Consider the following 20,229-nt stretch of genomic DNA (forward strand, 5'->3'; position numbering starts at 1 on the left):
AAGTACTAATTTTATTATTCAAATTATATGGTTTTTATAAGAAGTATCTACAAAAATACTTTCACATTTTTTTTACTCATCTTTTTGGGGTAAATTGAAAAAAATATGTAGGTTTGATGAAAATATAACAAAAACAATAAATGGAAATAACTGCTAATAACCCGAATAGAAAGTCTTGGTTAACTGTAGCTGAAAACTCAGATTTTCCTATTCAAAACATACCTTTTGGGGTTTTTCTTACAAAAGATGATATTATAACGATTGGTACAAGAATCGGTGATTATGCGATTGATTTAGGTGCCTTACATCAATTAGGATATTTTGATGGAATTCCGTTAACTGATGATATTTTCTTACAAGATACCTTAAACGATTTTATTGCTGATGGACGCAAAACTTGGCGTTTAGTTCGTAATAGAATCGCTGATATTTTTGATGTAAAAAATAGTAAGCTACGAGATAACGCTGAACACAAAGACAAGATAATCTTTAGAATGGATGAAGTTGAAATGCAACTTCCTGTTTCTGTAGGAGATTATACCGATTTTTATGCAAGTAAGGAACATGCTACCAATGTAGGAAGCTTATTTAGAGATCCTGAAAATGCTTTATTACCAAACTGGTTACAAATTCCTATTGGTTACCATGGAAGAAGTTCTTCAATTGTACCATCAGGAACTCCTATTCGTCGTCCTATAGGACAACAACGCCCTAGTGAGGGAGAAACTACACCTAACTTTGGACCTTCAAAATTATTAGATTTTGAATTAGAGATGGCGTTTATTACAACTGTAGCAAACGATTTAGGTGACAGAATTCCTATTGAAGAAGCAGAAGAATATATCTTTGGATTAGTATTATTTAATGACTGGTCTGCTCGTGATATTCAAGCTTGGGAATATGTTCCTTTAGGACCTTTCTTAGGAAAGAATTTTGCTTCAACAATTTCTCCTTGGATTGTTACTTTAGATGCTTTAGAGCCTTTTAGAGTAGATAACCCAGAGCAAGTTTATGAGCCTTTACCTTATTTAAAGAAAGAAGGAAAAGACAGTTACGATATTAATTTACAAATGGCTATTCAACCAGAAGGTAAAGAAGAAACTGTAGTTTGTAACTCTAACTTTAAGTATATGTACTGGACAATGGTACAACAATTGGCGCATCACACGGTAAACGGATGCCCTGTAAATGCAGGTGATATGATGGGAAGTGGTACTATTTCTGGACCAACTCAAGATAGCTTTGGATCTATGTTAGAATTGACTTGGAGAGGTCAAAATCCTATTAAAATGAACGATGGTAGCGAACGTAAATTTATCAATGATAACGATACAGTTATTATGCGCGGTTACTGTAAAAATGAAAAAATCCGTATTGGTTTTGGTGAATGTTCTGGTAAAGTTTTACCTGCTAAAGAATAGAACACATATAAAACCTTTATATTCTATTTAAAACCTCGCTAAAATTAGCGAGGTTTTTTAATATATATCATAAAAAGAAACCCCATACCAACTATGCATGAACAAGTATAAAAAATAACAGGAATGTTTGCTATATTGTTACTATAATACCATCCAGAGAAAAGAGCTCCTAAACCAATGCTTGCCTCTAAAGCAATATACATAGTAGCAATAGACTTTCCTTTAGTTGATGGTTTACTTAGATCAATGGTCCAAGCATTAATGGTAGGTGATAAAATTCCCATAGCCACACCATATAATATTGCTGAAACTAATAATCCATTAATACTTTCAAATTTACCTAAGAGAATTAAAGCTAATGTTAAAATTAGTAACCCTATAATGATTACAAATTTTCTCCCATAAACATCCGAAACTTTCCCTGCTATAATTCTTACTAAAACTGATGCTATAGTAAATGCTATAAAAAAAGTTCCTTTATTAATAATACCTAAATGGTCACTCCAATCAGGTATTAACGTAAGTATTACTCCAAACCCTAAATACGAAACAAAAGTAATCATGGCTGGTAGTAATGCCTCTTTCGCCAAAACATCAGATTTAGAAATTAAAAGTGTTTTTAGCATAAAAGCTTGCTTTGTTTGTAAGGTTTCTTGTACTTTAAAAACCAATACTATTGATAGTAATGCCATTATAGAAGAACTATAAAACAATACATTGTAATTTGTCAACAGCTTTACATAACTACCTAAAGCTGGTCCTAAAGCCAAACCTGTACTAAAGCATAAACCTTGAACTCCCATTGCCTCCCCTAACCTGTTAGAAGGAATAATATCAGAAACATAAGTAGCAATCGCTGTAGGACTAAAACCTGTAGAAAAGCCATGTAATAACCGTAAAAACAAGAATCCTGAAACACTAGTTAAAATTGGATAAAACATACCTGTTATTACACAAACCAAAGCTCCAATAATTAATACAGGTTTTCTTCCTATAGTATCAGTTAACTTACCACTAAAAGGTCTTGATAATCCAGCAGTTAAAGTAAACAATGCAATTATAAGTCCTTTATATTCAGCTCCTCCTAAGCCTGTTAAGTAGCTTGGTAGCTCTGGAATTAACATATTATAACTTGCAGAAAAAAATAAGGAGCTTAAACAAATTAATAAAAATTGAGTAGTATAAATACTTTGGTGAGTTGCTTGTAAAACTTTCATTCCTCCGATTTAAAACTTATTAAATATTGATTCTATTTCATTTTGAGAATAATCCCATATTGTTTCAGATCCTTTAGAGATACTCTTTGTTTTATCTATTACCTTTTCTTTAGGAACCATAAATTCTCTCCAAGTACCTCCTTTATTAGAAGTATTTTGTAAAATAGGCTCAAAACGATCCATCGCTTTTGCAAACTGTGCTTCGTTAGTAATCCCTTCTTCAAATTCCAACCATAGGTTTATAAGTTCCTGTGCTTGATTTTCAGGAAGTATACCAAAAATTCTTTTCGCTGCTTTTAATTCTTCTTTGGTGTTTTTATGTTCTTTTGAAGTATCAAAAATAAAAACATCTCCTGAGTCGATTTCAACTATATCATGAATCAACACCATTTTTAAAACTTTTAAAATGTCTATTTCTGTATTGCTGTGTTCTGCTAATACCAAAGTCATTATAGCCAAATGCCAACTATGTTCGGCATCATTTTCACACCTATCACTATCAAATAGCTTGGTTTTTCTTTGGATGTATTTTAACTTGTCTATTTCTTTGATAAACTGAATTTGCTGCAATAAACTATTCTTCATTAGTTACAATTCTATTTTATTATATAATTTTACCTTGCAAAGAACTTTAGAATAAGAATTTTAAAAAAGGACATTTGTCCCAACCCTGAAAATGATTAGAACTGATATTGATTTTTTAGAATACGTTGAAAAAATAAATGAAAGACATCCTGATTTTTTTCAAAAAGAAAAGCACCCTCCTAAAAGTATTATTCTACAACAAAACAAAAGATACCATCATTTATATATTATCAAAAAAGGAATTACCAAATGTTACCTATCTGATGAAAATGGAAAAGATTTTATTCAAGAATTTTTAAGTGAAGGTATGGAGTTTGGAGAATTGGAAATTTTCTCTGGAAATTTAAGTTACTGTTCTATTGAAGCTATCAATTATGTGGAGGTATATAGAATATCTCATATACATTATACCACATTACTTGATAACGACCCTGTTTTTAACAGACTCGTTATCAAATCTATGGCTAATAAAATTGGATTTAAAGCTCCAAGGCATTCTTTTCAGCAATCCTATTCTATCGAAGCTAATCTTATAAGACTTAAAGAGTTGTGTCCAAACTTTGAAAATATATTCACTAAGAATGATATCTCCAATTATTTGGGGATTACTGTTCGAAGTCTTAATAGAGCTTTAAAAAATATATCTTAAGTTTTATTCTTCTTCTGGTGGTGGATGACCATGAATTTGCTCATACACTTCATCGAAATTACTACGTAAATAACTATTTAGTTTTTTACGGTAGTCATCTTGCAACCAGTCAATAAAATTATGTGTACTTTTTGAAATACATTTAGAGTACCTAAAAATTCTATCATCAATATCCCCTCCTAACTTTTTAGCTAAGATTAACGCATCAAAAACATCTTCACTGTTTTCAACACACATTTTAGCATGGTGCTCTATTGATTTTTCTAATACTCTTTTTGAAGACTCTCCTCCTTGTATGGTATCTCTGTATACTTTTTTAACATCAAAGTATAAATCATCAGAATTTGCAAACTCAGCTTTTACATCTGCAGGGAGCTCATATTTAAAGTCACTTTCTATTTCTTCATCAGATAATAAATTATCTAAATAGAAATTTGGTGCTCTAAACATTTTTTGCCAATCTAAATCTGCTCCCCAAGGTCCAAAACGATGGAAGTTATTACCTAAGTCAATTACATTAAACTCAGATTTTCCTGGTAAAATACGAGAACCACGACCAATCATCTGGTAGTATAGTGTTAACGATTTTGTTGCTCTATTTAGAATAATTGACTGTACAGATGGTTCATCAAACCCCGTTGTTAAGATACTTACCGAAGTTATAATTGCATTAGGAGTTTTATGGAACCACTTTAAGATAAAATCACGTTCTTTCTTAGTGTTCGTATTGTCTAAATGTGCAATTGGGTACCCTGCTCTTTTAAAAGTATCATATACATGTAATGATGTATTAATACCATTGTTAAAAATTAAGGTTTTAGTTCCTTTTGCTCGTTCTTCATAAGCTTGTAAGAGCTTAGAAAGCATATCAGTATTAGTATATAAATCTTCTGATGATTTTACGGTATAATCACCATTCGCTCCTACTTCTAATGAAGTTAATCCTACATTGTAAGAATAGATGTTAGCTTTTGCTAAATATTCATTTTGAATTAAAGATCCAATACTTTCTCCATCAATAAGTTCATCATAATTGTCCTTCATAGGAAGTTTAATATTTGAACTTAAAGGAGTTGCTGTTACACCTAGTATAAAAGATTTATCAAAAAACTTAAATAGTTTGGTAAATGAGTTATAATGGGCCTCATCAATAATTACTAAACCAACATCTGAAATATCTAACATATCGTCATTTAAACGATTGTTTAATGTCTCAACCATAGCCACAAAGCAATCAAACTCATCTTGGTCATCCAAACTTGCTTTACTGTCTATAATTTTATTTACAACACCAAACTCTTTAAGCATTTTTGCTGTTTGTTTACACAATTCTATTCGGTGCGTCATTATCAAAACTTTCTTTTGATAATGTTTTAAGTATTGACGTGTAATTTCAGAGAAAATAACTGTCTTTCCTCCTCCTGTAGGTAGTTGATAAAGTAAATGGTAATTTTCGGGGGCATTCTCAAAACTTTTGAAAATTTTGTGCAATGCTTCTTTTTGATAATCGTATAGATTTTTTCCTTTCTTTGGTTGTGAAGTTGCTGTTTCGTTACTCAAATCTCTATAATTTTGAAATATGCAAAAATACGAGGTATTTAAGGAAATCCCATTAAAAATGGCATCTTTTTTAAAAATTCTTCAAATTTATATGAGCAATATCATAATGAGAAGCATGTGAAATTACTTCTCCTTTTTTAACTACCAACAGTTGAGGAGATTGGTGTAAAACTTGGAAAGTGTATCCTATTTCATTAGAAATATCTCTATAACTAAGTAAGTCAAGATAGTACACTTTAAAATCTTTTAACTCTTCATCAAAACTATTTACAAAACGTTTAATTACCATACTACTTATACCACATCTTGTTGAATGTTTAAAAATAGCTACGGGTTCATTTTTAGATAGTTCTTTTATCTCCTTTATTTGATCTAACGATGTTAAAGGAATCCAATTGATAAACGATTCTTCCTCTTTTTTATTTCTGTTTTTTCTTCCTAAAATAGTACTTAATACTCCCATAAAATCCTTACTTTAATAACATAATTACTCTTAACTATCTATACACCAGTCAAAAAGTCATAAAAAACTCATTTTTAAAGACAAAATGTCTCTTTTTTACTAAAAAAATCAATTGGTACTGAATTTGACTTTTATAGAGAAAAAAATAAAAACGATATGAATTTTAACAATTATACAATAAAATCACAAGAAACCATACAGCAAGCGCAACAATTAGCGCAAAGTTATGGTAACAACCTTATAGAAAATGAACACATTTTCAAAGCTTTATTTTTAGTCGATGAAAATGTACTTCCTTTCATTTTAAAGAAACTTAACATTAATGTTGATGTTATACAGCAGGTATTAGATAAACAATTAGAAAGTTTTTCTAAAGTTACTGGTGCCGATTTAATGCTTTCTCGTGAAGCTAATAAAACACTAAACGAAGCGGCTATCATCGCAAAAAAAATGAACGATGAGTACGTATCTATTGAACATTTAATCTTAGCTATTTTTAAATCTAAAAGTCAAATAGCACAAGTATTAAAAGACCAAGGTGTTACTGAAAAAAGTTTAAAAGCAGCTATTGAAGAGTTACGTAAAGGAAATCGTGTAACATCACAAAGTGCCGAAGAAACATACAACTCTTTAAACAAATATGCTAAAAACTTAAACCAGTTAGCACAAGACGGAAAATTAGACCCAGTAATTGGTCGTGATGAGGAGATTAGACGTTTATTACAAATTTTATCTCGTAGAACTAAAAATAACCCTATTCTAGTTGGTGAACCGGGTACAGGTAAAACAGCAATTGCTGAAGGTTTAGCACACCGAATTATTCGAGGTGATGTTCCTGAAAACTTAAAGGAAAAACAAATTTTCTCTTTAGATATGGGAGCTTTAATTGCTGGAGCTAAATATAAAGGAGAGTTTGAAGAACGCTTAAAATCTGTAGTAAAAGAAGTTACAAAATCTGAAGGAGACATTGTATTGTTCATTGACGAAATTCACACCCTAGTTGGTGCTGGTGGCGGTCAAGGAGCAATGGATGCTGCTAATATTTTAAAACCAGCTTTAGCTCGTGGAGAGCTAAGAGCTATTGGAGCTACAACACTGGACGAATACCAAAAGTATTTTGAAAAAGATAAAGCCTTAGAGCGTCGTTTTCAAAAAGTAATGGTAGACGAACCAGATACAGAGAGTGCTATTTCTATTTTACGTGGTATTAAAGATAAATATGAAGCACACCACAAAGTTCGTATTAAAGATGATGCTATTATTGGTGCTGTAGAATTGTCTCAACGTTACATTACTAATCGTTTTTTACCAGATAAGGCGATTGATTTAATGGATGAAGCAGCTTCTAAATTACGTATGGAAATCAATTCGAAACCAGAAGAATTAGATGTACTAGATCGTAAAGTAATGCAATTAGAAATTGAAATTGAAGCGATTAAACGTGAAAATGATGAAACTAAATTAAAATCTTTAAATGCTGATTTAGCTAATTTAAAGGAAGAACGTAATGAAATTAATGCTAAGTGGCAATCAGAAAAAAGTGTTGTAGATTCCATTCAGAACTTAAAAACTGATATTGAAAACTATAAACTTGAAGCTGAAAAAGCTGAACGTAATGGTGATTATGGTAAAGTAGCTGAATTGCGTTATGGTAAGATTAAAGATGCTCAAGAAGAACTTGACAAAAAACAAGAAGTTTTAGCTAGTCAACAAGAAAACTCTTTAATTAAAGAAGAAGTTACTTATGATGATATTGCTGAAGTTGTAGCTAAATGGACAGGAGTTCCTGTTACTAAAATGTTACAGTCAGAACGTGAAAAGCTATTACAATTAGAAGATGAGTTACACAAACGTGTAGTTGGTCAAGAAGAAGCAATCGAAGCGGTTTCTGATGCTGTACGTCGTTCAAGATCAGGATTACAAAATCCTAACAAACCTATTGGTTCTTTCTTATTCCTAGGTACAACAGGAGTTGGTAAAACTGAGTTAGCAAAAGCACTTGCTGAATATTTATTTGATGATGAAAATGCTATGACTCGTATTGACATGAGTGAATACCAAGAACGTCATTCGGTAAGTAGATTAGTTGGAGCACCTCCTGGGTATGTTGGTTATGATGAAGGTGGGCAATTAACTGAAGCTGTTAGGAGAAAACCGTATTCGGTTGTATTGTTAGATGAGATTGAAAAAGCGCATCCTGATACTTTTAATATCTTACTACAAGTATTAGACGAAGGTAGATTAACTGATAATAAAGGGCGTGCTGCTGATTTTAAGAATACTATTATTATTATGACCTCTAATATGGGAAGCCATATTATTCAAGAGAAGTTTGATAATATGAAAGGAGACATTCATACAACTATGGACTTAGCAAAAACAGAAGTTTTAGGGTTATTAAAACAATCCGTAAGACCTGAATTTTTAAATAGGATTGATGATATTATTATGTTCACTCCTTTATCTGAAGATAACATTAAAGAAATTGTAAAATTACAATTGACTAGTGTTAAAAAGATGATTGCAAAACAAAACATAACTTTTGATGCTACTGATGAAGCTATTGCTTACTTAGCAATAAAAGGGTATCAACCCGAATTTGGTGCGCGTCCTGTAAAACGTGTAATTCAAAAAGAGGTTTTAAATCAATTATCTAAAGAAATATTATCAGGAAGAATAACTACAGATAGTATTATTTTACTAGATGCTTTTGATGATAAATTAGTCTTTAGAAATCAATCTGATTTAGTGGAGAACTAACCCTGTGTAAACAACTATAAATCAATACATAAAGTGACATTTTTTCATTGTTTTAAATGAAAAAATGTCACTTTTTTTAATTGGTATTTTTTTTGAGCTATAATTATTAAAATTAATGTTTAACTAAATAAATGTAAAGTTATGTTATTAAAGAGCACTGATTTTCCAGCATTACCAAATGTCTTTAATGATTTTTTTAGAGACTGGTCTACTTCAAATTTCTCGGACACAAACACTACATTACCAGCTGTAAACATTAAAGAAAATGAAAACGAGTTTACAGTTGATGTAGCTGCTCCTGGTATGAATAAGGAGGATTTTCAAGTAAACCTTGAAAATGATATTCTAACTATTTCATCAGAAAGAAAAGAGAATAAAGAAGATACGAACGACAACTATACACGAAAAGAATATAGCTATATGTCGTTTAGAAGAAGTTTTACACTACCTAAAGGTATTGTTGATAGTGAAAAGATTAAAGCTACCTATAAAAATGGCGAGCTAAAAATTAATATTCCAAAATTAGAAACCGCAAAACCTAAACCTGCAAAACTAATTACGGTTGAATAAGTTAATTTTATAATATCTTTTTTAAATTAAAAAACCGAGTGTTCTTAAAAAGTCACTCGGTTTTCTATAGCTTTTCGTTACTAAAAAGTATCTACTTGTATATCTTCTAAAACGATTTCAGATAATTTTTTCAATTTACCTTCTTCGTATAATTTATCAATAGTGTAAAAATCAATATCTTTATCTAAAGGCTTGTAATTATTATAGTCTACAAAACGAATTCCTTTCACTATTTTTTCTTCTTTCACATCTCTAAAGCGTACTCCTCCTCCATTTGTATGGTATTTGTACGCTAAATAATCCAATTGAAAGTTATCTTTAGCAAACCAATAGATAAATACATCATCAAAATCTTCTCCTCCACCCTCTTCTGTAAAAGTAACTCTAATTTTATGATATTGTTTTCCTTTAATAGTAACGTCTTCAAGTAGCTTTTTTTGAACAGCTTTGTCATTTAATCCAATGGGTAAAACTGAAAAATAATGAACTGAATTTACGGAGTTACTATAACGATTTTCATCTTTTTTAGATAACTCTATTAAACTATCGCTCACAAATCGTTCAAAAGCATCATTTGACAATATATCCTTTATTGTTACGGAATCATTTTTTATAACTCTAACTAGTTTAAAAGTCCCTTTATCTCTAGTCGCTTCGTAGTGATTTTTTCTAAAATTAAAAGATATAGTAGCATTCTCTATTTCATTCAACTTAGAATGTTCTATTGACTTATCAATTATTTCTTGAGCAGTAAATTTTGGTTTACACGAAACCATTAATAATAGCAGAAAAATGTATAAATGTCGCATATAATTTTGTTTGTATTCGTCGTTTATTAGCTAACAAATTTACACGTATTCATTAATTTTAATTGTTAAGTTTTACACAAAAAAATAGAGCTACAATTACGTAGCTCTAAAAAAGGGGATTATAATTTATTGATTAAAACCTCATACCTACACCAAAACCAATAAGTAAAGGATTAATATCTACTTCTGCTGGTACTGTTGCTATACCTGCATTAACAGAAACATCAGTACTTAATCCAATATACTTAGCATCTATGTTTAAAAACCAAGTATCATCTAAATCATAGTCAAAACCTAATTGTAGTGCATACCCAAAACCATTTTCATAATCTACATCTACTACTGCTCCTGGATCAGCATTATAAAAAATAGTATAATTAACACCAGCTCCCACATAAGGTTTAAAGTCACTTATATTAAAATGATATTGTAGTGTTAATGTTGGAGGTAATAACCATACATCTCCTAAATTAACGTTTCCTAAAGCTGTATTTACTGCTTTTACATCATGGTTTGCTGTACCTAAAATTAATTCAGCTGCAATATTTTCAGTAAAATAGTACGTAAAATCAAGTTCAGGGATAAAACTTTTACCTATTTCAACATCTCCTCCAATAGTACCAATTGTTGCTGATTCATTAGGTAAAACACTTACCCACCTAAAGCGAGCTTGCCATTTTTTAAAATCATTTGTCTTAGTAGTTTCCTGAGCATTTACATTACTAAAAAATAATGTTCCTAATACAATACTTAATATTATTTTTTTCATGATTATAAGTTTAAATTTTAAGCAAAATTACATTCCGCTCCTCCCATAAAACATGACTTAAATCATAGCTTAATAATTTTATTTAACAACTTAAAATTATAGTTATATTTGTGTTCTATTTTATGCAAAAAAAGATCAACATACAGAATAAAAAAGCTCGTTTCGAATACGAGATAATAGATAAATACACAGCAGGAATTCAACTTACTGGTACTGAAATTAAATCTATAAGACAAAGTAAGGCTAGAATTACTGAAAGTTTTTGTGAATTCAATGACAAAGGAGAGCTTTTTGTGGTAAACATGTATATTGAAGAATATGCTTTTGGAAACCATTATAACCACAAACCTAAAAGTGAGCGTCGTTTATTATTAAATAAACGTGAATTAAAAAAACTAGAAAAAGAAGTTGAAGCTAAAGGTAGTACAATCGTTCCATTACGCTTATTTATTAATGAGAATGGTTGGGCAAAACTAGATATTGCTCTTGCTAAAGGAAAGAAAACCCACGATAAAAGACAAAGTATTAAAGATCGTGATAATAAACGTGATTTAGCCCGAATTAAAAAGGCTTATAATTAATGAATGATACTTTTTTAAATATTATAAAGTGGAAAAAAATTATATACTTTATTTTTATCCTATTCTTATTTAAGTTCTCATTTTTACACGGTTATGGCTTTAAAACTACTCTTTCTTTTCTTGATTTAGGGCTACTATCAATTTCCAGTGCTTTTTTATTAGCATCAGGCTACTTAACAAGCTTTTTCTTTAGAAATACGCAAAAAAAAACTAGACTCCCTTTACAAAGAGTAAAAAAACTATCTATTTACTTAATGTTAGCAGGTATTATAGTGGGGCTATACCTATCAATAAAAGTAAATAAAGCTTGGTACGGACTTATATTTATAGCTTGTCCTATTGTTGTATACCTATATTCTAAAAATAACACTCAAAAAACTTTTTTTAGTAACATTGTTACGTCTTTTTTAAAACCTTTTGCACTACTTACTCTTTGGTGGTTTGATTTTCCTCTTAATTTATCGATAGAGCAATGGGAGTTATTTTACGATCTTCAACTAATAACTATTGGTTATGTAACCATTTCTTTTTTGAGTAATATCGTAGTTGAAATAATTATTGATATTATTAACGTAAATCAAGATAATTTAAATAAACAAAATACCCTTCCTGTTTTATTAGGACGAAAAAGGGCAAAAAATATTGCTTTAATGCTCTCTATAATAGGTTGCTTATTTGTATTTTCAATAGCAATTGCTTTTATTAAAAACAAGTTCATTTTCTCAACAATTATGTTACTAGGAACAATTCCTGAGTTATACTTTATTTACCGATTAATGCTAGCTTCTGAAGCTAAAGACTATAATGCTTTGCATAAAATTAGTTACATTAATTTCCTTTTAGCCCTCTTAAGTGTTCCTACCATAGGTTATTATATAAAATATGTTATCAACTAAACTATCAAAATACTCCATTATTCTTGCTTCAAATTCACCTAGAAGACAAGAATTAATAAAAAGTTTAGACATTCCTTTTTCTATTAAAACAAAGGAAGTGGAAGAAATCTACTCTGAAGAACTAAAACATTCGGAAATAACTGATTTTTTAGCTGATTTGAAAGCTACTCCCTTCAAAAAAGAGTTAAAAGAAAACGAGTTGTTAATAACGTCTGACACCATAGTATGGATAAACAAAAGAGCTTTAGGAAAACCTAAAAACTATGAAGAAGCATTTCAAATGCTTAAAGAGATATCTAATAACAAACATGAGGTTATTACTTCTATATGTATTACTAGTAAATCATTTCAAAAAACGGTGAATGATACTACCTTTGTTAATTTTAGGGAATTATTGGACGAAGAAATTGACTACTATATAAACACTTATAAACCTTTTGATAAAGCTGGAGCCTATGGTATACAAGAATGGATAGGTAAAATAGGAATTACTAAAATTGAAGGGAGTTATTTTAATGTCATGGGATTTCCTGTTCATAAACTTTACAAAGAATTATCAAAATTGTAGCTTTACATCTATATAAAAGATTATTTTTGACGCGTATTTACACAACACAAACTGATGAAAAAATATACTTATACTGAAAAAAAAGATACCCGTTCTGGATTTGGTGATGGTTTAACTGAATTAGGACAAAAGAACCCTAATGTTGTAGCTTTATGTGCTGATTTAACTGGCTCATTAAAAATGAATGAATTTGCCAAAAACCACCCTGAGCGTTTTTATCAAGTAGGAATTGCTGAAGCAAACATGATAGGAATTGCTGCTGGATTAACAATTGGAGGGAAAATTCCTTTTACAGGTACATTTGCTAACTTTTCAACTGGTAGAGTTTATGACCAAATTCGTCAATCAGTTGCTTATTCTGATAAAAACGTAAAAATTTGTGCTTCTCACGCTGGCTTAACTTTAGGTGAAGACGGAGCAACACACCAAATTTTAGAAGATATTGGATTAATGAAAATGTTGCCAGGAATGACTGTAATAAATACTTGTGATTATAGTCAAACTAAAGCTGCAACTTTAGCAATTGCAGAACATGAAGGCCCTGTATATTTACGTTTTGGGCGCCCAAAAGTACCAGTATTTATGACCGAACAACCTTTTGAAATAGGAAAAGCTATTCAACTTACCGAAGGTAATGATGTTACCATTGTTGCTACTGGTCATTTAGTTTGGGAAGCCTTACAAGCTGCTGAGCAATTAGACGCTAAAGGTATTTCTGCTGAAGTAATAAACATTCATACAATCAAGCCATTAGATGAAAAAGCTATTTTAAAATCTGTTGCTAAAACAGGATGTGTAGTTACAGCTGAAGAACATAATAAATATGGAGGTTTAGGAGAAAGTGTTGCTCGCTGTTTAGCTACTAACACACCTACTCCACAAGAATTTGTTGCTGTAAATGATAGTTTTGGAGAATCTGCTACTCCAGATCAATTAATGAAAAAATATGGTTTAAATGATGAAGCTATAGTAAAAGCAGTTGAAAAAGTTATTTCTAGAAAATAAGAATATAAACAACCAAACAATAAATACATCACTTTTTAAGTTTAAAGTGATGTATTTTTTTATATAAAAAAGTAAATATTTAACAGTGTAAATTCATAACAATGAAAAAAGCAATTTTTATTTTATGCCTTCTAATAGGAGGCTCTCAATTAGCACAAAGCCAAATTCAAGGAGGTCTAAAAGGTGGTATCAACTACAACTCTGATTCTTTTTCTGATGTAAAAGACGACGTCTTTGGTGGAGCAAAAAGCAAAACAGGTTTTCACGCTGGTGCTTGGTTACGTATAAAATTACCTACTACAGGTTTATATATTAGACCTGAATTGGTATATACGCAATTAAGTAACGAAGTTCAATATAAGCCTACCGCTACAGTAACAACTTATGATATTCAAAAAATAGACGTTCCTGTTTTATTAGGATTTAACTTTTTAAAGGTAGGACATGTTTTTGCAGGACCTTCTTTTCAGTATATTTTAGATTCTGATTTTGATATTGAAGACCTTAAACAAGTAGACTCTGATGGTTTTTCTGTTGGATTACAATTAGGTGCTGGTGTTGAGCTTGGTAAATTAGGATTAGATGTACGTTGGGAAAGAGCTTTATCAGATACTGAAGCTGAATTTGTAGATTCTAATGTTAATGTGGGAAACGTAAATTTTGATACTCGTGTTAATCAAATTATTGTAGGTTTATCATATAGATTCTAAAAGCTCTTGAAGTTTTAAGAATAAAAAAACCGAAGTTTTAAACTTCGGTTTTTTTATTTATACTTTTTTATACCTAAAAAATATCTCTATTTAAATAATCAGGAACATTAGGTTTATTTGGATCACTAAAGTCATTTGCTGGGTTTCCGTCTCCATTTTTATCCTCATCTTTTGATAAAACACCATCACCGTCATCATCAGTATCTAAATAATTAGGCACACCGTCTCCGTCTGTATCATCATTTCTAGGATTTCCATCACCATCTAAATCTTCTTTTATTGTGGCTACACCATCTTGATCATCATCAGTATCAGCTATTATATCCCAAAGTTCAAAATAAAATATTAAATTTTGATTTGGTCCAATTGAACCATCTCTACTTCCAGTATTTCTATACCCAAGTCCAGAAGGGATAAATAAAATTCCTTTACCTCCGTTTGCATAATCAATTGGCTCATTGTCAACTGTAATATTATCTCCTCCTTTAAAATGAACAAAACTATAAGTCCAACCTCTAATAACATTATTTAAAGAAAACCAAGTAGTGTTTTTATCAAAATCTGGACTTAAACTGTCTTTTCTAATGATTCGTTGTCCTCTATATTTAGCATAAACAGAGTCCATTACTGTTGGAAAACCTTTATCCTCTTCTGGAGTACCTACTCTATTTACATAGTAATAAAGTTTATAATTAATATCATTTTCAGTTACTTCTTTAGTCACTAACTTAACATCATCAAATAATGATGTTTCATTATTGGTAATAGGCTTAACTGAATCTAAAACCTCATTATAATAGTTGCTCTTCAAAAATGCAACCAAAGAGTCATTATCAATTATAGCTTGTGCCTCATGGTCAAAATTATCAACGGGTGAGTTGCTATCACTTCCACAAGCATACAAAAGAGTACCTACAATGGCAGTACAAAGTAAATGTTTAAATTTTATCATTTAATTCAGAAATTTTAACGCGCAATTTACCATTTTTATACCTTTGTAAAAAACGAAACGATAAAAATTAACTTTTTATATGAGAATTGACAAATATTTGTGGTGCATTCGCTTATTTAAAACCCGTAGTATTGCCACAGATGCTTGTAAAAAAGGGCATATTAAAATAGAGGGTACTAACCTTAAACCTTCAAAAGAAATATTCGGTAATGAAGAAATTACCATCCGTAAAAATCAAATAAATTACAAAATAAAAGTTATAGACATCCCTCCCAACCGTGTTGGGGCTAAATTGGTTGATTTATACAGAAAAGATTTAACCCCAAAAGAAGAGTTTGAAAAAACTGAGTTATTAAAATACGCAAAGGACTATTATCGTAAAAAAGGAACAGGACGTCCTACAAAAAAAGATCGTCGTGATATTGACGATTATTATGATGATTCTAATAAAAATGATGTTAATTTGTAATTCCAATTTAAGTTAAAATTAGCTAATAAAATGACTGAAGTAAACAATATCATCTTAAACAATACTCAGGTTGAACAAAAAATTCGTCGAATAGCCTTTCAAATCTATGAAAGTAACAGTAACGAAACAGAAATTATTATTGCTGGTATTGCTGATAATGGATATTTTTTAGCAGAAAAAATTTCAACTGTTTTAAGTCAAGTTTCTCCTATAAAAGTAACATTATGTAAAGTTTCTATTGATAAGAAAAAACCTATCAGTCCAATCACTACCTCTATTAGTAGTGAAGAGTACCAAAATAAAGCATTAGTTTTAGTTGATGATGTTTTAAACTCAGGAACCACTTTAATATACGGAGTTAAGCATTTCTTAGAGGTTCCTTTAAAACGATTTAAAACTGCTGTGCTAGTAAACAGAAATCATAAAAAATACCCTGTTAAAGCAGACTTTAAAGGTATATCTTTATCAACCTCTATTAAGGAGCATGTAGTTGTTGAATTTAAGAGTAATGAAACATTTGCTTATTTAACTTAATATAGATTGTAAGTCTTCTATAGCTTCATTAACAGTTTTATTATCTACAGTTACTTTATAATTAGCTTGATTATAAAAATAACTTCGTTCAAATAGGTGTTTTGCAACGAATTCTGCTAACTCTTCTTTATTTAAGCGAGCAACTAGTGGACGTTTACTTTTTTCGTTTATCAATCTATCTACAATGGTATTTATGCTCGTTTTTAAATACACCGATTTCACATCGTTGAAACTTAATAACACATCCATATTTCCTGCATAACAAGGTGTACCTCCACCTAAAGACAGTATAAAGTTCCCTTCCTGTTCCAAAAGTTCTTTTAAATATATATGTTCTTGTTTCCTAAAGTAAATTTCTCCTTTCTGTTCAAAAATCTCAGAAACTGTTTTTCTTTCCTTTTTTTCTATGTATTCATCTAAATCTATAAATGAAATTTGCTTTTTTTCGGCTAAAATTCGTCCAATTGTCGATTTTCCGCTCGCCATATATCCTAATAATACAATTTTCATAAACTAGTAATTAAGCAGTTACAAATATGAGTAAAAAATATTACAAAAAAGCTTTTTTGATTTAAAGAACAGTTGTATATTTGCAACCGCTTTCACAAAGAAGCAATGACCGGGTAGCTCAGTTGGTAGAGCATCTCCCTTTTAAGGAGAGGGTCCTGGGTTCGAGCCCCAGCCCGGTCACAAAAAGTTAAGCATTTGCTTAACTTTTTTAGTTTATGCACGTATGGCGGAATTGGTAGACGCGCAGGCTTGAGGGGCTTGTTTCCAACGGAAGTGCAGGTTCGACTCCTGTTACGTGCACAAAAAAGCACAATACATTTCTTGTATTGTGCTTTTTTACTTCTGTAAAGTTCCAATAATATCAATTTTATATATAAATAAAACAAGGAGACTAAAAAGCCTCCTTGCATTAAATTATATACTTAATTATTTAGTTTATAATATATGTGTTATAATCTAAATAACAGGTATCTCCTTGAACTATAGTTCTTACTCCATTCCATGTTTGATTATGAAAACCATCTCCTACTGTATAATTATCTACATACGGATTGTGTCTTGTATAATCTTCCCATTTCTTTGTACTAAGGTTATACTCGTACTCATTATAAGCCTTTTCCCCACCTGTATAAACATAACATCCAGAATCGCACTCTCCTACTACAGAAACTATTCTAAAGCGTTCACCTGCTTTTGCCTTTACCATAAAGTCTATTACTTCTCCATCAGCTACACTTCTTTTTTTACCAAATTTATAATAGTCTAAACCTATATGATCTTCAATTCCGTACCCCCAGTAAATTTTCTCTCCTACTGAATGCCAAGATCCTAATTCTTGATTATATTTTTCTACATAAAATCTACCAAAAAGCTCACCTCCACTAGTTCCATGATCGCTTCCATATAATGCCACATTTGTTGGGTCTACTCTTATTTTGTCATAATACGCTAAATCACATTCTCTGATTATATACTCTAAATTTGAGCTTACTTTAAAAGGCTTATTATCGTATGTATAATTTACTTTATAAGAAATCGGGTATCCTGGATTATTAACTGACACCTCTGCTCCTTCTTTCAGAAAATCAACAACTCTATCTAAATTATTAGCCATAGCTGCTAAAGATGATGCTATTCCAGAAGTAGCATTTCCTCCTAATTGCTTTACTTTAACAGTAGACTCACTAAAAATAGATTTATATCTTGCTTTTAATTCTGCATTTGCTTCTGTTCCTACTGCTTTATAAGCAAAATTCAGTGCTGCTTCAACTTCTTTAGCACTACTACTAGATTCGTAAATTAACGTATATAGTTTTCCATAAGTTACTGATTCTATGTATGAAGATGGGTTTTGTTGATCTTCACTTACCTCTAAATAATCAGTAACATAAGGTTTTAATCTATCTGGAGAAACATTATTATTCAACCATCCATTTCTTCCTATAATACCTTCTTTTGGAGACACTGAAGCTGTAAAAAAGCGTTGTTTCAAAGTAACTGCATACCTGGTTTTCTGGGTAGAGAAATCTAATCCAAAACTACCTGACACATTTACACTAGGCCCAGAATACCCTGCATTTAAAGATAATTGAAATTGCTTTTCATCATGAATTCTTTGAATACTAATATCAAAACTAGCAGGAAAGTTAGCTTCACTCTTATAATAAGCATTTAAAATATAGTTTAAATTGTCTTGAACTTTTCCTGGTGTTGGTTCTTCTATTATTCTTGAAGTAGAAGCAGATGTTCCTGACAACACATTAACTCTTACCTCCAAAGGATTCCTATCTTCTCCAAAAATAGGTATAGACACTGGAGCCCCTTCTTGTATAGATCTTGCAGCCACCAAATTACCAGGCCATAATAAAGAACTATTAGCATCCAGAATAAAAAAATCTGAATCTGTTTGAGTAAATGACACTTCTTTATCAACACAATTCTCTTCTACAGCTACTTCTTTAGCTTTAGAAGAAGTGTTGTCATACAGTTCATTAATTTTCAAATTATGAATACCATCAGGGGTATCGGACGTTATAAATTGAGCTATTTGCTCTTTACTAGAATTTATTTCAGAATTATGTAATAGATCGTCGTTTTGACATGAAATAATTGAAAAAAGGGTTAATCCAAATATTTTTAGATTTTTCATTTATTTATTTTTTAAATTTAACATTGTACTAATTAAGACCTCGAGGAGTAATTAAACAATCTCAAATATATTTCCCCTACTTTTTTATATCTTTTTTTTTATTATACACATATATTTATGCTTTTATTTATTAATTATTATCAAAAAACACACATAACCAAACAATAATTAATTTCACAAATTATTAACTAGTACAAAGCCTATTATTCTTATTTTCGCCTTATGCAAAAACAATTATTATTTCTAGTAGCAATAGTATTTAGTATATCTATTCAAGCGCAAAACAAACTAAAAGGACAAATAATAGACTCTGAGTCTAAAAAACCTTTAAGTGCAGCTCATATCTTAAACCTTAACAGTGTTGTAGGTACTATAACAAATGAAAAAGGCCTTTTTGACCTTGTTGCACAAGCAAATGATACTGTATTGGTTTCTTATTTAGGGTACTCCTCAATAAAACTGAAGATTACAAATGATCTTTTAAAAGGTAATGAGGTTGTTATCTCTTTAGAAGAAAAACCAGAAGAAGTAAAGGAAGTTGTTATTAAATCTACTGAACTTATAGGAGTGCTAGAAGTAGATGTTAAACAAGTTCCAAAAGATCGCTTTACAAGAATACATATTAATGGACTACCTCAGACTTATGAAGTTGGAAGACCTCAAAAAATCTCCTCTCCTATAGCTAAACTATTAAATCCAGTTGATTTAGTATATAACCTATTTGGTAAAAAACCTAAACAGCTTAAAAAACTAAAAAAGCTTAAAAAGGAAGATGATTTACGAAAAATGCTAGCAGGTAAGTTTGATCGTGAAGTTATGATGGAATACCTAGAAATGGATAGAGCTGAATTAAACAAACTACTGTCTGATTGTAACTACTCTGAATATTTTATAAAAAAAGCTAGTGATTTACAATTAATAGAAGCTGTCTTGAATTGTTACGAAAACTATAAAACAACAAAAAAAGGAAAAATAGAGAGAAATAGAATACCTGACAAAAATTGATTTTTATGTTAAAAAAATAGGGTAACTCATATTTTATCTGTTATATT

General features: G+C 30.4%; 21 protein-coding genes and 2 tRNA genes. 14 read left to right on the forward strand and 9 right to left on the reverse strand.

Annotation, left to right across the window (positions count from 1 at the left end):
• Nucleotides 1–140: 140 nt before the first annotated feature.
• Entirely contained in the window at nucleotides 141–1,421 is a 1,281-nt protein-coding gene (gene fahA / locus C8N27_RS07525; RefSeq protein ID WP_121146870.1) for a fumarylacetoacetase, read from the forward strand.
• Nucleotides 1,422–1,465: 44 nt separating this feature from the next.
• Here the strand turns inward: fahA and C8N27_RS07530 are convergent, their stop codons facing one another.
• Together C8N27_RS07530 and C8N27_RS07535 are read right to left on the reverse strand one after the other, a co-directional pair.
• The gene (locus C8N27_RS07530; RefSeq protein ID WP_121146871.1) at nucleotides 1,466–2,638 is read right to left on the reverse strand and encodes an MFS transporter; all 1,173 of its coding nucleotides are present in this window, start codon (nucleotides 2,636–2,638) and stop codon (nucleotides 1,466–1,468) included.
• Between the two features lie 9 nt (nucleotides 2,639–2,647).
• Entirely contained in the window at nucleotides 2,648–3,223 is a 576-nt protein-coding gene (locus C8N27_RS07535) for an HD domain-containing protein (protein WP_099214363.1), read from the reverse strand.
• Nucleotides 3,224–3,314: 91 nt separating this feature from the next.
• Between C8N27_RS07535 and C8N27_RS07540 the strand changes: the two genes are divergently transcribed.
• Nucleotides 3,315–3,872, forward strand: a complete 558-nt coding sequence (locus C8N27_RS07540; protein WP_121146872.1) for a Crp/Fnr family transcriptional regulator — start codon at nucleotides 3,315–3,317, stop codon at nucleotides 3,870–3,872.
• 3 nt (nucleotides 3,873–3,875) lie between these two features.
• Here C8N27_RS07540 and C8N27_RS07545 read toward each other — a convergent pair whose 3' ends face one another.
• Together C8N27_RS07545 and ytxJ are read right to left on the reverse strand one after the other, a co-directional pair.
• Nucleotides 3,876–5,432 carry a DEAD/DEAH box helicase gene (locus C8N27_RS07545; RefSeq protein WP_121146873.1) on the reverse strand — a complete coding sequence of 519 codons (1,557 nt, stop codon included), beginning with the start codon at nucleotides 5,430–5,432 and terminating at the stop codon, nucleotides 3,876–3,878.
• Between the two features lie 70 nt (nucleotides 5,433–5,502).
• Nucleotides 5,503–5,895, reverse strand: a complete 393-nt coding sequence (gene ytxJ, locus C8N27_RS07550; protein ID WP_099214360.1) for a bacillithiol system redox-active protein YtxJ — start codon at nucleotides 5,893–5,895, stop codon at nucleotides 5,503–5,505.
• A gap of 156 nt (nucleotides 5,896–6,051) precedes the next feature.
• Between ytxJ and clpB the strand changes: the two genes are divergently transcribed.
• Together clpB and C8N27_RS07560 are read left to right on the forward strand one after the other, a co-directional pair.
• Nucleotides 6,052–8,655 carry an ATP-dependent chaperone ClpB gene (gene clpB, locus C8N27_RS07555; RefSeq protein ID WP_121146874.1) on the forward strand — a complete coding sequence of 868 codons (2,604 nt, stop codon included), beginning with the start codon at nucleotides 6,052–6,054 and terminating at the stop codon, nucleotides 8,653–8,655.
• A 141-nt stretch (nucleotides 8,656–8,796) separates the two neighbouring features.
• Nucleotides 8,797–9,225, forward strand: coding sequence for an Hsp20/alpha crystallin family protein (locus C8N27_RS07560; RefSeq protein ID WP_099214358.1), 429 nt, complete (start codon nucleotides 8,797–8,799; stop codon nucleotides 9,223–9,225).
• Nucleotides 9,226–9,305: 80 nt separating this feature from the next.
• On the opposite strand, the gene C8N27_RS07565 is transcribed toward C8N27_RS07560, so the two are convergent.
• Together C8N27_RS07565 and C8N27_RS07570 are read right to left on the reverse strand one after the other, a co-directional pair.
• Nucleotides 9,306–10,034, reverse strand: a complete 729-nt coding sequence (locus tag C8N27_RS07565; RefSeq protein WP_121146875.1) for a DUF6503 family protein — start codon at nucleotides 10,032–10,034, stop codon at nucleotides 9,306–9,308.
• Between the two features lie 133 nt (nucleotides 10,035–10,167).
• A complete protein-coding gene (locus C8N27_RS07570; protein WP_121146876.1) occupies nucleotides 10,168–10,803 on the reverse strand; it encodes an OmpW/AlkL family protein in 636 nt (211 codons plus the stop codon).
• Between the two features lie 122 nt (nucleotides 10,804–10,925).
• Between C8N27_RS07570 and smpB the strand changes: the two genes are divergently transcribed.
• The 5 genes from smpB to C8N27_RS07595 all read left to right on the forward strand — a co-directional run bounded on the left by smpB (nucleotide 10,926) and on the right by C8N27_RS07595 (nucleotide 14,563).
• Nucleotides 10,926–11,384, forward strand: a complete 459-nt coding sequence (gene smpB, locus C8N27_RS07575; RefSeq protein WP_099214355.1) for an SsrA-binding protein SmpB — start codon at nucleotides 10,926–10,928, stop codon at nucleotides 11,382–11,384.
• Nucleotides 11,384–12,280: a YwiC-like family protein gene (locus C8N27_RS07580; RefSeq protein ID WP_121146877.1), complete on the forward strand. Its 897-nt coding sequence runs from the start codon at nucleotides 11,384–11,386 to the stop codon at nucleotides 12,278–12,280. Before smpB ends, C8N27_RS07580 begins: the two co-directional genes overlap by 1 nt.
• Nucleotides 12,267–12,848 (forward strand): Maf family nucleotide pyrophosphatase, encoded by a 582-nt coding sequence (locus C8N27_RS07585; RefSeq protein ID WP_121146878.1) that lies wholly within the window; start codon nucleotides 12,267–12,269, stop codon nucleotides 12,846–12,848. The genes C8N27_RS07580 and C8N27_RS07585 overlap by 14 nt, the downstream gene beginning before the upstream one ends.
• A 54-nt stretch (nucleotides 12,849–12,902) precedes the next feature.
• A complete protein-coding gene (locus tag C8N27_RS07590; protein ID WP_121146879.1) occupies nucleotides 12,903–13,853 on the forward strand; it encodes a transketolase family protein in 951 nt (316 codons plus the stop codon).
• Between the two features lie 101 nt (nucleotides 13,854–13,954).
• Nucleotides 13,955–14,563, forward strand: coding sequence for a porin family protein (locus C8N27_RS07595; protein ID WP_121146880.1), 609 nt, complete (start codon nucleotides 13,955–13,957; stop codon nucleotides 14,561–14,563).
• A gap of 73 nt (nucleotides 14,564–14,636) precedes the next feature.
• Here C8N27_RS07595 and C8N27_RS07600 read toward each other — a convergent pair whose 3' ends face one another.
• Nucleotides 14,637–15,515 carry an FKBP-type peptidyl-prolyl cis-trans isomerase gene (locus C8N27_RS07600; RefSeq protein ID WP_121146881.1) on the reverse strand — a complete coding sequence of 293 codons (879 nt, stop codon included), beginning with the start codon at nucleotides 15,513–15,515 and terminating at the stop codon, nucleotides 14,637–14,639.
• 79 nt (nucleotides 15,516–15,594) lie between these two features.
• Here C8N27_RS07600 and C8N27_RS07605 point away from each other — a divergent pair, with 79 nt between their 5' ends.
• Both C8N27_RS07605 and C8N27_RS07610 read left to right on the forward strand, forming a co-directional pair.
• Nucleotides 15,595–15,984: an RNA-binding S4 domain-containing protein gene (locus tag C8N27_RS07605; RefSeq protein ID WP_121146882.1), complete on the forward strand. Its 390-nt coding sequence runs from the start codon at nucleotides 15,595–15,597 to the stop codon at nucleotides 15,982–15,984.
• A gap of 30 nt (nucleotides 15,985–16,014) precedes the next feature.
• On the forward strand, nucleotides 16,015–16,518 hold the full coding sequence (locus tag C8N27_RS07610; RefSeq protein ID WP_099214348.1) for a phosphoribosyltransferase family protein: 504 nt from the start codon (nucleotides 16,015–16,017) through the stop codon (nucleotides 16,516–16,518).
• Here C8N27_RS07610 and C8N27_RS07615 read toward each other — a convergent pair.
• On the reverse strand, nucleotides 16,510–17,028 hold the full coding sequence (locus tag C8N27_RS07615; protein ID WP_121146883.1) for a shikimate kinase: 519 nt from the start codon (nucleotides 17,026–17,028) through the stop codon (nucleotides 16,510–16,512). The genes C8N27_RS07610 and C8N27_RS07615 overlap by 9 nt on opposite strands.
• A 107-nt stretch (nucleotides 17,029–17,135) precedes the next feature.
• On the opposite strand from C8N27_RS07615, the gene C8N27_RS07620 reads away from it, so the two are divergent.
• Together C8N27_RS07620 and C8N27_RS07625 are read left to right on the forward strand one after the other, a co-directional pair.
• A tRNA-Lys gene (locus C8N27_RS07620) sits at nucleotides 17,136–17,208 on the forward strand.
• Between the two features lie 37 nt (nucleotides 17,209–17,245).
• Nucleotides 17,246–17,328 (forward strand) — tRNA-Leu (locus C8N27_RS07625).
• Between the two features lie 130 nt (nucleotides 17,329–17,458).
• Here C8N27_RS07625 and C8N27_RS07630 read toward each other — a convergent pair.
• Nucleotides 17,459–19,177, reverse strand: a complete 1,719-nt coding sequence (locus tag C8N27_RS07630; protein ID WP_121146884.1) for a thiol-activated cytolysin family protein — start codon at nucleotides 19,175–19,177, stop codon at nucleotides 17,459–17,461.
• A 222-nt stretch (nucleotides 19,178–19,399) separates the two neighbouring features.
• Here C8N27_RS07630 and C8N27_RS07635 point away from each other — a divergent pair, with 222 nt between their 5' ends.
• Nucleotides 19,400–20,182 (forward strand): carboxypeptidase-like regulatory domain-containing protein, encoded by a 783-nt coding sequence (locus C8N27_RS07635; RefSeq protein WP_099214345.1) that lies wholly within the window; start codon nucleotides 19,400–19,402, stop codon nucleotides 20,180–20,182.
• Nucleotides 20,183–20,229 lie beyond the last annotated feature (47 nt).

Source organism: Tenacibaculum discolor, assembly GCF_003664185.1.
GTDB lineage: Bacteria > Bacteroidota > Bacteroidia > Flavobacteriales > Flavobacteriaceae > Polaribacter > Polaribacter discolor.

Coding starts and splice junctions, on each gene's coding strand:
- smpB (WP_099214355.1), top strand. CDS start 10,926: ATGCAAAAAAAGATCAACATACAGAATAAAAAAGCTCGTTTCGAATAC.
- C8N27_RS07590 (WP_121146879.1), top strand. CDS start 12,903: ATGAAAAAATATACTTATACTGAAAAAAAAGATACCCGTTCTGGATTT.
- C8N27_RS07615 (WP_121146883.1), bottom strand. CDS start 17,028: ATGAAAATTGTATTATTAGGATATATGGCGAGCGGAAAATCGACAATT.
- C8N27_RS07635 (WP_099214345.1), top strand. CDS start 19,400: ATGCAAAAACAATTATTATTTCTAGTAGCAATAGTATTTAGTATATCT.
- C8N27_RS07580 (WP_121146877.1), top strand. CDS start 11,384: ATGAATGATACTTTTTTAAATATTATAAAGTGGAAAAAAATTATATAC.
- C8N27_RS07530 (WP_121146871.1), bottom strand. CDS start 2,638: ATGAAAGTTTTACAAGCAACTCACCAAAGTATTTATACTACTCAATTT.
- clpB (WP_121146874.1), top strand. CDS start 6,052: ATGAATTTTAACAATTATACAATAAAATCACAAGAAACCATACAGCAA.
- C8N27_RS07540 (WP_121146872.1), top strand. CDS start 3,315: ATGATTAGAACTGATATTGATTTTTTAGAATACGTTGAAAAAATAAAT.
- fahA (WP_121146870.1), top strand. CDS start 141: ATGGAAATAACTGCTAATAACCCGAATAGAAAGTCTTGGTTAACTGTA.
- C8N27_RS07560 (WP_099214358.1), top strand. CDS start 8,797: ATGTTATTAAAGAGCACTGATTTTCCAGCATTACCAAATGTCTTTAAT.
- C8N27_RS07535 (WP_099214363.1), bottom strand. CDS start 3,223: ATGAAGAATAGTTTATTGCAGCAAATTCAGTTTATCAAAGAAATAGAC.
- C8N27_RS07565 (WP_121146875.1), bottom strand. CDS start 10,034: ATGCGACATTTATACATTTTTCTGCTATTATTAATGGTTTCGTGTAAA.
- C8N27_RS07600 (WP_121146881.1), bottom strand. CDS start 15,515: ATGATAAAATTTAAACATTTACTTTGTACTGCCATTGTAGGTACTCTT.
- C8N27_RS07605 (WP_121146882.1), top strand. CDS start 15,595: ATGAGAATTGACAAATATTTGTGGTGCATTCGCTTATTTAAAACCCGT.
- C8N27_RS07570 (WP_121146876.1), bottom strand. CDS start 10,803: ATGAAAAAAATAATATTAAGTATTGTATTAGGAACATTATTTTTTAGT.
- C8N27_RS07595 (WP_121146880.1), top strand. CDS start 13,955: ATGAAAAAAGCAATTTTTATTTTATGCCTTCTAATAGGAGGCTCTCAA.
- C8N27_RS07585 (WP_121146878.1), top strand. CDS start 12,267: ATGTTATCAACTAAACTATCAAAATACTCCATTATTCTTGCTTCAAAT.
- C8N27_RS07610 (WP_099214348.1), top strand. CDS start 16,015: ATGACTGAAGTAAACAATATCATCTTAAACAATACTCAGGTTGAACAA.
- ytxJ (WP_099214360.1), bottom strand. CDS start 5,895: ATGGGAGTATTAAGTACTATTTTAGGAAGAAAAAACAGAAATAAAAAA.
- C8N27_RS07630 (WP_121146884.1), bottom strand. CDS start 19,177: ATGAAAAATCTAAAAATATTTGGATTAACCCTTTTTTCAATTATTTCA.